Origin of the sequence: Chitinophaga sp. (genome assembly GCF_035564935.1) — a bacterium.
GTDB lineage: Bacteria > Bacteroidota > Bacteroidia > Chitinophagales > Chitinophagaceae > Chitinophaga.
This window is the reverse complement of the sequence record NZ_DATMTE010000523.1, coordinates 1-11,090: the sequence shown is the minus strand read 5'-3', so window position 1 is coordinate 11,090 and position 11,090 is coordinate 1. Positions and strand designations below refer to the sequence as shown.

The window sequence follows — 11,090 nt, the reverse complement described above, 5'->3', positions numbered from 1 at the left end:
GACAATTTAAAGTCGCCGAAGGCGACCCCCGCTGCATTACTGGTCGAAGAACTGCTTGGTGCGGTTAAGCCGCAAATCCCGCAGCAACCCCGCTTTGGCGCTGATGGTAAAACTGAACTGCCGGTAAGTACCAAACGGGATGAGGTTGATGGACAGGTTGAAATCGTGCAGGTCCCGGGAGATGTACATGTTTGTGTAAGCGATCTGCATGTTGGTGAAATCGAAACCGCTGTTCAGCCCTATCTTCCATTTGGGCGTGATGCTAAAATCGCCGTTGAAACTTACATACTGGGTGATGCGCTTCACTACACCGCCGGAATCGGGGATGATGGTATTGGTATACGATAAACTGTAGGAGAGATCCAGGCGCCACGGGATATCGAAATCCACGTATTCGCCGGGGTTGTTGCGTACCTGGGCCAGTTGCCGTTGTTGCGCAGCAAAAGCGGCGTCGCCGGTTGGCATGTTCTGTAAGGAATCGATTTTCTGTTCTTTGGCAACACTCTTTTTATCCTTCGACTGGAAAGAGGTGCTCATGGAAATGCTGGCATTGGTTAAACGACCCAGGCTGATCTTACCCTGCTGCCACACATATTTGTCGAGGCGGCGACCACGGGCGTCTACCTGGTAGGGATCAAGGTTTCCGCTGGCAGAAATATTCAGTTTGTCGAACAGGTTGGTACGGGCGTACAAACTGAAGGTGGATAGTTTGAATGAATCGGCCACCAGGTTGTAGCTGCCGTTGATCCCAAAACCATCCAGCAGCTTTACTTTCTTTTCGTGATGCCCCGTGGTATCTTTCCTGGAAAATACTTTCATCTCCAGGTTATTATCCAATCCAAAATTAATACCCCCAAAAGCGCCTGCAGATGGTACCCCGATGATAGCGCCGTCGAAGTCGGATACCATTTGTTTGTCGCCCGCATTGTTATACTGCAGCTCATGGTAATACTGGCTGGAGAGGTCCGGCCGGTAGCTCATACTCAGCGTGGGGCGCATCACATGACGGATAGCTTTGATCTTCGAGTTTTTGCTGAACGTATACATGCCGTACATGGCGGTGGACAGCGATACGCTGGCGCTGATATCACGGGCGCTGTAAAAGCCGGGAACATAAGTGGTGTCAATAGCACCCAGGCTATCCGCTCCCAATCCGGGGTTCGGCTTATTCGGGTTCCATTTACGCACAAATTTCTTTGTGTACCAGTATTCTGTATAGTTGATGCCCGGTGATAAAGTAAAGGTTTTAAACACAGGGATAGAGAACGAGATCGGGATATTATGCTGCATACCTGTTTGCATGGCGTCGAACATGGCCTGCTTGCCAAACAGGGAATCCTTGAAGTTAGCCTGGTTACGCAGGATAGTGTTATAGGAAACCCCTATTTTTTCATACCATTTTGGCGTACCCACCATTTCCTTTGGCTGGAAAGGGTAAATGGTATTTACCGTGAAGGTAGCATCAGGAAAAGAAATAGACACATCGCGGGTGCTGAGGTTCTGCGAATGGTTCAAACCCATAGTGAGATTATAAGGTTTGCCCTGCCAGGTTTTGGAAAAGGTGATAGAGGAGCCGATATTATTGTTTACACGGGTATTATAATCATACACATTGTATTTGTTATAGGAAGATGTGCCGAAGTTTACTGCCGCACCAAAGTTCACACCGGGGCGTGCTTTACTGTCCATACTATGGTTCCAGGTAACGCGGAAATCTTTGGAGGTGCTGAACTCCGTTTTAACTGCCGGATCGCCGAAGCGGGTATTGGCAAAGCTCAGGTTAAGCCCGCCGTTATATTTGTAGCGCTTCCGGTAAGTGGGGCTGGCAGTAAGGCTCCAGCTTCCGTAGGAATATACGTCTCCCCGCATGGTCAGGTCAAAGTTATCGCCCAGGCCGATATAGTAACCACCGTTTTCCAGGCCGATGCCTTTCTGCTGGTTCACCACGTACTGCGGCGGGAGGATACCCGAGCGTTGTCCCTGGGTAATAGGAAAAATGGCAAAGGGAATGAACAGCGGCGTGGGAATCCCTTCAATTTCCAGGTTAGCCGGTCCGGAGATCACCAGTTTATCGGGGATCACTTTTATCTTCCGGGCGCGGAACTGGAAGTGCGGGGTATCGAGGTCGCAGGTAGTAAAAGTATTTTTAAATCCGAAGATGGTATTGTCGGCCAGTCGTTTGGATTGCTGACTGGTGATATACCCTTCTCCATAAACCGACCGGGTATTATAAATTTTTGCCTTCCTGGAGCTGATGTTAAACGACATGGTATCTGATTCGAAACTCTGCCCGTTGTCCGTCATTACGGGGCGGCCAATGGTTTTACCGGCAGTATCGGTCACCTTGGTAGCCTGTACCATGCCGTCTTCCTGGTCGAAGCTGATACGCTCTGCGGTGATGTTTGTTTCTTTATATTTAGTGTCGCCGCTACCGTACAGGAGTATACGTTTTTTGGGGATCTGCATCACAATAGAATCCTTTGCCTTATAATGGATGGGTGCATCAATGCTGTCGGGCGAGGCAACAGGCAACGTGTCAGCGGGGAGGCTATCCAGTACATCCGCTGCAGTCGCGGGCGCTGTATGCGGTACGCCTGCGGCAATAAAAATGAGGGCAATCAGAAAAACTGAAAGTAGCTGGCAAAGTATTTTCATGTAAGCAATTGGATGGCATCCGTTGAGCTAAAATAGTACCGGAATGGTTATGTTTGCTTCGTGTAACCGGTTACAAAAAGGATACTGCTATGGAACATTTAAGTGAAAAAGAATGCAAATCGGCCGGGATGGCTGTGAGAGATACTTTGGAAACCATCAGCGGAAAATGGAAGCTGCTCATACTTTTAACATTTTTTAAAGGAGGCAGGCGACGTTTCCGTGAGTTGGTGAAAGAACTGAATATTTCCCCGAGAGTACTTTCAAAGGAATTACAGGAGCTGGAAATGAATAAACTGGTGAGTCGTACCGTATGTGATACGCGGCCGGTAACAGTGGAATATGACATTACCCCGTATTGCAGAACCCTGGGGCCGGTGATCAATGCCATGAAGGAGTGGGGAGAACAGCACCGGGTGGAAATACTTGGAAAAAAAAGTACGGAATAAAAAAGAAGGAGGTATCAAAAATAAACAGCGCCTTCCCGGAATGCCCGAAGGGCCACCTGCTTCCACCAGGATACCTGGATAAAAGGGTGTATCGTGCCTGGGTTCTTGTGTTTGAACATGGCTTCGATACACCCTCTTTCATGTTAATAGAATATAGAACGTAACATATTTGTTTTTTCGCCTGTTGCCGGTTTAGAGGCAAGGAATGCGCTCATTTGCGCTGCACTGAGCACTTCCGCGAGCTTCGTTTTGAAGGTATTAAACAAAGCGGGTTGCTGTTGCTCATATACGCCCGGTGTTTTCCGGTTCTCTGCATTCAATGCCCTTTTCTCGTCCAGGAATTGCAGGATCAGTTTATTCACCTGGGGCTTTTGTGTTTCAGATACAGCAATACCAGGGAGAAAAATACGGGTATAGTCTGTTGCCGCCATTTTTTTTCTTGCCGCTGCCTTTACTATTTCCGCACTGGAAGAACTGTTTTGCTGTGCATATCCGGCATAGTGGCATATGCTCAGGATACTTGCTATAAAGAGTACTTTTTTCATGTGTTGGTATTTAATGTAAAATTATTGGTGTGACCATGTGATCCAGCCTAACGCGTCTCCCGCGGTAACCATGTCAAATACGCCGCCAATCGATTTTCTCACTATATAAAAACCGGGCGAAGGATCGATATAAGGCGGACCGGTTTTACCAGTGTCAAATATTATGTTGGTGGCAATAAGATCGGGAGGATTTGGAGTCGGATCGCCGCCATACAGCATCTGCAGCACCAGGCGGTCTTCATCGAGGGAAGAGGCGGCTACTCCGCCGGCAAGAATATAAGGGAAGTCATCAATGCCGGTAAAGTAAGGTGTTAACGCATCATAATCACCACCATTTACCAATCCAGGGTAGTATACCATGGCGAAATAGTTGCCACCTGGAAAAGTGAGCTTGCGCAAATTATAGGCATCATCTACGCCTCTTACATGAAAGCCCGGAACAGTGACCCAGGGGTTATCCAAACCTTCTATGTAGAAGTTAAGGGCAACATCCGGTTCGGGCGACAAAGGCGCAAGCGCCGGCACAATGGTGGTGGCCGTAGTACCGTTAATACTGGTACTGATGGTACCGGCGCCGGCATTCCATACCAGGTTGTTGAGGCTTTTAACCGCCAGCGAGCCGATGGTCACGGCCTTATCAAAAATAATACTGGTGGCTGTGTACTGGCAACCAACATTGGTAATTACCTGGCTGCCGGCTGTTTTAATATCGAAAGATCTGCCGCCCACACCGGGAGTGATCTCAAACACAGTACCGCCGGCATTTACCCGTTTGAAATACTGGAGGATCTTGTTAAAGGTACTGTAAGAACCAAACCCGTTGGTAGTAAACATCGCCTGTTCGGCTTGTGTAGCCTTTACCATAATGGCTTCCGCCCGGTTCAGGTTTCCTGTCAGCCGGATAGTATCACCCAGTTCTGCCGCCGGCACATTATCTGCGAAAGCAAATTCAAAATCGGTTCCCCAGCTAAAGCCTGCTCCAAAAGGGCTGTTAGACACACCGGGATCGGGATCGCAGGGAAGCTGCACATAGCTGTAGGTATCAAAGATCAGCGTGGGCCGCTGTGTGGCTTTAATGCGGTAGCTGGTGTTATTAAAAACAGTGGCGGCGCCGATGTTAAAATCCGACAGCATAGACACCTGGCTGTTTTTATCGAACTTCATATAATAGGAAAACACCGATTTGGGACCATTGCGGGTAACGCCCCCGTTGGTGGAAGTACCATTGGTATACTCCGTAACGATCCAGCCATAGGGAGCATCCGTCAGTTTTTGCTGATAGGTAGCCAGGGCCTGTGCTATTCTCACATCCGTTGGTATCCCATCTATATTAAGGTCTGATTTCCTGTCGCATGCAGAAAGCATCACTGCAATGCCAACGAGATAATATATCCATATCTTTTTCATAAATAATAATTCAGGGTGATCAACAATTATTGATAATAGCCGGCCAGCGCTCTGCGGCAGGTACGTTGCAGGGCATAAAAATCGATGGACCACGATCTGGCAAAATAATCCACCACCGCTGCCTCTTTTGCTTTGATGGCTTCGTATCCCGGTGTGCCCGGTCCGTCCGTCTGGTCGGCCAGGATCTTTTCGTAATCATCATATCCATCGTTGCCATGATCGGCTCCAATCAGCATGGAGGCTACCATTTCCACGAAGTCTTCATTCGGATCCGATTCTGCGTAAGCGGTAATGAATCCGTCCTTGCGCGCTTCCTGGTCGCTGATGTTATACCAGTTGCCGGTATACCGCGGCGTGATCTGTTTAAACGAAGGAGGTACCAGGATATTCTGGTTCAGGATGTGCCCGAACTCGTGGTGCATGGTATGTCCCATCCGTTTCAGGACATTGGAATCCCTTGCCTGTGCAGTGAAATTATTCAGTTCAAAGAGTACCATGGAAGTTCCGCCTTCTGCCTGCCCCAGGATGATGGTACCGTTACTTTCAAATTGTGCAGATCCTGCCATTTTGAAAGTTTTCGGAAGGTATTTTCTTAGAAAAACAGTGCTGCCGGTTTGATCGTTATAAGGCCGGAAGGTAACGGCCAGCAATGCTTTCAGCGCCGGGATGATTTTCTCTGCCTTGGGAGGAACAATTTCAAAGGGAAAGTCCAGTTGCCCGGGCAGCCATTTGTAGTATACAGCGATGTTGTAAGGCACCGTGAGACTGTCGTGTATAAAAATGTCCTCCGGTGTGGTGGCGGTAGAATCGCCGCCCAGGCCAACCGGTGGCGTGGTAAGGGTTACTTTTTCTTTTTTGCAGGCGCTTCCCATTAACAGTAGCAGGAAGATGCCGGAGATGATATGTAGTTTCATTGATGTCATTTTAAGGTGTACAGGTTATCTCGGGTTCAGTGTCATTCCGTCGTTGACTGCTTCTGCCGGCAACTGTATTAATCTTCTTTTATCGCCCGGCGCCAGGGTCGTACTGAAGTTGGGTGATCCCGTATGTATGACCGGGATGTCTAAACGGAGAATATCGAACCAGCGGAGACCTTCCTGCATGTAAGTAACCCTTTTCATATAAAGCGCAGTTTCAATCATGGCTTCGTCCTGCGGCAGGCCATAGAAATCCATCATTTTTGCGATGGTAACATTGTGCCGTGAAGGGCTGTAGCCGGAAATGTTTTTGCTTACCCAGGTATTCATGTCGGTGATGGCGGCATTGTAATTCTTTAAGCGGATATTGGCCTCCACCCTGTTCAGGAGCACTTCATCCATACTCAGGAGCGACATCACGGTAACATCGTTTTTGAATTTCGGGAAGTTAAAATACTGGGGGCCGGAGCCATAAACAGATATGGCCAGGCCGCCGCCGGTCACGTTTCTCGACAGGAAATACCTGTTGTTGATTTGTGTGCCTATACCATAACGGTAGCTGTAATAGTTATCAGGATATTTGGTGCCCGGTGCTTCCTGCAATAAAATATTGGCAGGGTTGGAAGAGTGATTATAGTAGATCACCATATTGTCATACGACATGCCATAGAACGCATCCTGGTCGCGGATCAGGTTTGCCGGGTTGGCGCTGCCGAAAACGGCGCTGGTATGCGTTACCACCTTTGCATAATCCCGTTTAAATAAGTAAAACCTTGCAGCAAAAGCATGTGCTGCCTGGCGGGTGAAATGATATTTGGGAGCGTTGGCATACAGTTCATCTTTCAGTAGTGGTAAGCCGGTGGTAAGGTCGCTTTCAATTTTCTGGTACACGGCAGCTACCGTGCCCCTGTCGTATTTGTTAAATACAGAAGTGCTGATAGTGGTCCTGTAAGGCACGCCGGGATCGCTGGCAGCGGTAGCGGGGTTGTATGCTCTGGCAAACAGGGTTACCAGCATAAAGTGTGCATATGCCCTGCATACCAGGGCTTCTCCCTTTTGTGCGGAATAACTGGCAGAGTCCGGGCCATTGCAGTAAGACAATGCCTGGTTAGCCACTGCAATAGCGGCATAGCAGGAATCCCAGTAAGCAATGGGACCATCGGCAGAAATATCATCTGCATCCTGGTACTTGAAAGTTTGCGTGTTGATCAGGAACGTTTGCGGATCAATACCTATACCGGTATTGCCTTTGTCTTCCACGTTATCGCTCATGGCTTCGCAGAACAGCATGTAACTGGCATGCGGATAGGCGGAGGCAAGCAGTTGGGTTACCTGCGCAGGCGTGGTGATCACCGTCCTGTTGTCCGGCAGCGTTTCCAGGTATTTCTTACAGCCCGGCGCCGCCAGGATGGCGGTAAACAAGCCTATATAAGTGAGTAGTTTTTTCATGATCAGTACTTTTTGGATTAAAGGCTTACCCTCAGTGAAACGGTTATCTGTTTGTTGACAGGTAATGCTACCCCGCCGGTATTATAAAATTCCGGATCCTGCCCGTGCAGGCGTTCATCGGCGTAAATGAGCCATAAGTTGTTGCCCGTAGCCGTGAGCGATCCGCCTTTTAACCCGATACGGCCCAGTAATGGCGCAGGGATCTGGTAACTGAGGGTCACTGATTTCAGTCTTACAAATCCGCCATCCGCTACGCGGTCGCTGGAAAAGTTATAGTTGTTGTAAGGATACGCGGTGTTCGATTGCAGGTCCGTTTGCGTATAGATGTCGGCCACAGAAGGAATATTCGTTTTCTTATCATCTCCGGGCAAACTCCATCTTCCTTTAAACTCGTTTGGCAGGGAATTGAAATCGGTGTAATTGGTGGTATATACCGGTGTAAGCCTGATCTTATTGCCCGCCTGGTAAGTAATCAGTGCGCTGAGGGAGAAATCTTTGTAACGGAAAGTATTGCTCCATCCGCCGGTAATAGTAGGATCTGCCGGGCCTTCATACTTCAGGTATTTTACGTTATGGCTTTGCAGGTATACGCCGGGCGATACGGTGCCGGTATCATTAATGAACCGCGCTACACCGGTGTTGGGGTCCAGTCCTGCGTTCTGCAGGGAGAACAGCCCGCGTACCGGGTAGCCTTCCAGCGCACCGCCGCCTTCACCTACCAGGTCAAAGATCACAGGGTTGTTTTTGGCATTGGTGATCAGGGTATTGTTATAACTGAAGATGAAGGTACTGGTAAGACCCACATTTTTTTGTGCGATGATCTTACCGGTAAGCGCTACATCAATACCATGCGATTTCATATCGGCATAGTTGGCAAACTGGTTCACCTGTCCGCCTACGCCGGAAGTTTTGATCAGGCCAATGAGGTCAAAACTTTTCCTGCGGTAGTAATCGAACGTTAACCCGAGTCTTTCATCCAGGAACCCAACGTCTGCACCAAGATCCAGTTCATATTTTTTCTCCCAGGTAAGATCGGAGTTTTCCAGTGCCTGTATCAGGATGGCTGTTTGCTGATCGTAGAGATAGGGCCTGGCGGTGACGAACGACCGGAGAATGGCGGTGGTATTGGTAGCGGCGCCGGTGCTGGCATTCAGCCCGTAACTGGCTTTCAGCATCAGGTGGCTGATGGCGCGTGAATTTTTCAGGAATTGTTCCTGGTCCACGTTCCAGTTACCTGCCACGGTCCATGTAGGCAGCCAGCGGGCGTTGGGAGAATTGCCCAACCTGTTGGACCCATCTTCGCGTACGGTGGCCTGCAGGGTGTATTTACTTTTGTACGTATAAGCGGCATTGGCATAAAATGCAATAAAACGGTCGTAATCATTACTTACACCATAATAGGTTTTATTATTCTCTGTCATTTTTTTGATGAAGAGATAATCCACGAAAGGTGTGCCGCCGCTGTTGTACTGGTAACCTACGCCTACGTTGTTGGAAGTTTGCCGGTCGGCGTATTTTACTTCCTGCCCCGCCAGTACGTTCAGCTGGTGCATATCATCGTTGAACGACTGGTTATAGGTGAACTGGTTGCGGAAGGTATAGTTTTTCAGTTCCACATCATTCCTCCGGTAAAATCCACCATACGGCAATACCACTACTGCCGGGTCGTTGGGGAAGTCGGGGTTTTTATAGAGGAACTTGTTCCGCTGGTTAATGATGCCGTTACCGTTAGCGCGGTAGGCATTGGCTTCATTGGAGTTTTCGTTCGACTTATGTTCCGCACTGGTTTTTGCATAACGGATAGCCCCGGTGAAGTCGTAACTGAAATGCGAATTGAATTTATAATTCAGGTTACCCTGCAACCTGAAATCGATCACGTTAAGATCTGTGAAATTGTTCCTGGTTTCATCGATGATATTGAACGGTGCAAAGTTGCGTGTAAAGTATTCGAGCTGGCCGTTTTCATCGTATGCCCTTAATGCCCTGCTGGTACTCAGTGCATAGGAGAAGGGATTGATGTCGAAGTCCCTGGTATAGGTACCCTGCACTACGTCTGATACGCGGTCTTCCGTACCCGGCGCGCGTTGCTGGCGTACGTTCCCATTGATCTGCAGGCCGTAGCTCAGTTTACTGTTGGGGGTATAGTTGGCCCGCATGTTCACCGTATACCGTTTCACTTTATCTGCAATGGTCCACCCGGCGTCGTTGAAGAAGCTGGTGGAGAGATAGAGCTGTGATTTATCGGTACCGGTAGACAGGCTTAAAGAGTGTTCCTGTGTCAGGGAATTACGGAACAGGATATCAAACCAGTCGGTATTGGCATTGGCGTATTGCATCAGCCACTTTTGCCGGCCTTCGGCGGTATTGAGTACTGCAAACTTATCGCTGCCGTCGGGATACTGGAGTAGGCGGCCCAGTTTACCATAAATACCTGAAGTGGGTTCGTTGATCTGTTCTGCATATTCCAGCAGTGTTTTACGTTCCAGTTCCGCGTACACCGACATCTGGTCGGCCGAGTTCATGATATCGTAATTTTCGTAGGAAGGTTTCAGTTGTACGCCGAAGTTACCGGTGTAGGAAACAAGCGCCCTGCCTGCTTTACCTTTTTTGGTGGTGATCACAATTACACCGTTCATGGCGCGTGCGCCATAAAGGGCGGTGGCGGCGGCATCTTTCAGGATGTCGAATGTTTCAATATCATTGGAGTTCAGCCCCGCCACTGCGGAACCCAGGAGGGTATTGATATTACCGCTGGAAAGCTGTTCATTGGAAACGTTCACGATGTCTTCCAGTACTACGCCGTCTACCACCCATAGTGGTTTGTTTTCACCGGAAATAGAGGTAGCGCCGCGGATACGTACTTTGGGTGCGGAACCGAATGTACCGGAAACGTTTTGTACGCTTACACCGGCAGCGCGGCCTTCCAGCATACGGCTCACATCCTGCACACCGTCTATTTTCACGTTATCTGCTTTAAGGGTAACGGCGGCGCCGGCAAATTTCTTACGGTCAATATTCTGGAAACCGGTAACTACCACGCCACCCAATTCTGTTACATCTTCTTCAAGGGCAATTACCAGGTTAGCGGTAGCCCTTACTTCACGGGGTTTATAGCCTACGGCAGATATTACCAGCGTGGCGCCATCCGGTACGTCGAGGTCAAATGCGCCTGCCGCATTGGTGATAGCACCCCTTGCAGTACCTTTTATTTTTACTGAGGCGCCGGGCAGGGGTTCGCCTTTGGCATTGCGCACAATGCCATGTATAGTGCCTGCCGGTTTTGAGGTTTGCCGCAGCGCACCAGGCGGGAATTTTTCCAGGGAATCCCTGGCACTTGCCTGCAGGGAAAGCGCGAGCAGAAAAAGGGACAGTAGCTTCATAGTTAACAGCGATTTATTTGAATATAATCCGGGCAATGTAGGGGAGTAGGGAAAAGCACCCAGCTTTCTACATCTTTTGGTTGAATGCATAAAGAGGCAATAAGGGTTTAAACTTACATTCTGGTTGATATCACTATCGCTTCCCGGCAGTATTATAAATGGCTCCGACCTTGAAAAGAAAGCAAAAACTTACCGGGGTCTTATCTACATCAGTACTTTTATCATAGTGTACAAAGCTAATTTAACTAAAATTATAATACCATCAGAAGCAAAAAAAGAAGAACGGTCAAT

At 48.8% G+C, this 11,090-nt stretch carries 7 protein-coding genes; 1 reads left to right on the top strand and 6 read right to left on the bottom strand.

The genetic code is table 11. From position 1 onward, the window contains the following. Positions 1 to 36: 36 nt before the first annotated feature. A complete protein-coding gene (locus VN105_RS13355) occupies positions 37 to 2,655 on the bottom strand; it encodes a putative LPS assembly protein LptD (RefSeq protein WP_325641648.1) in 2,619 nt (872 codons plus the stop codon). An 89-nt stretch (positions 2,656 to 2,744) separates the two neighbouring features. On the opposite strand from VN105_RS13355, the gene VN105_RS13350 reads away from it, so the two are divergent. After that, the gene (locus VN105_RS13350) at positions 2,745 to 3,101 is read left to right on the top strand and encodes a helix-turn-helix domain-containing protein (RefSeq protein ID WP_325641646.1); all 357 of its coding nucleotides are present in this window, start codon (positions 2,745 to 2,747) and stop codon (positions 3,099 to 3,101) included. Positions 3,102 to 3,244: 143 nt separating this feature from the next. Here VN105_RS13350 and VN105_RS13345 read toward each other — a convergent pair whose 3' ends face one another. From VN105_RS13345 to VN105_RS13325, 5 genes are read right to left on the bottom strand one after another with little or no spacing between them, the layout of a single operon-like run. Next, positions 3,245 to 3,646 carry a hypothetical protein gene (locus tag VN105_RS13345; RefSeq protein WP_325641643.1) on the bottom strand — a complete coding sequence of 134 codons (402 nt, stop codon included), beginning with the start codon at positions 3,644 to 3,646 and terminating at the stop codon, positions 3,245 to 3,247. Between the two features lie 21 nt (positions 3,647 to 3,667). Further along, positions 3,668 to 5,053, bottom strand: coding sequence for a DUF4302 domain-containing protein (locus VN105_RS13340; RefSeq protein ID WP_325641641.1), 1,386 nt, complete (start codon positions 5,051 to 5,053; stop codon positions 3,668 to 3,670). Between the two features lie 26 nt (positions 5,054 to 5,079). Next, positions 5,080 to 5,967 carry a substrate import-associated zinc metallohydrolase lipoprotein gene (locus VN105_RS13335; RefSeq protein ID WP_325641639.1) on the bottom strand — a complete coding sequence of 296 codons (888 nt, stop codon included), beginning with the start codon at positions 5,965 to 5,967 and terminating at the stop codon, positions 5,080 to 5,082. Positions 5,968 to 5,991: 24 nt separating this feature from the next. Then, positions 5,992 to 7,419, bottom strand: coding sequence for a RagB/SusD family nutrient uptake outer membrane protein (locus tag VN105_RS13330; RefSeq protein ID WP_325641637.1), 1,428 nt, complete (start codon positions 7,417 to 7,419; stop codon positions 5,992 to 5,994). Between the two features lie 17 nt (positions 7,420 to 7,436). Then, positions 7,437 to 10,799: a SusC/RagA family TonB-linked outer membrane protein gene (locus tag VN105_RS13325; protein WP_325641635.1), complete on the bottom strand. Its 3,363-nt coding sequence runs from the start codon at positions 10,797 to 10,799 to the stop codon at positions 7,437 to 7,439. Between the last annotated feature and the right edge of the window lie 291 nt (positions 10,800 to 11,090).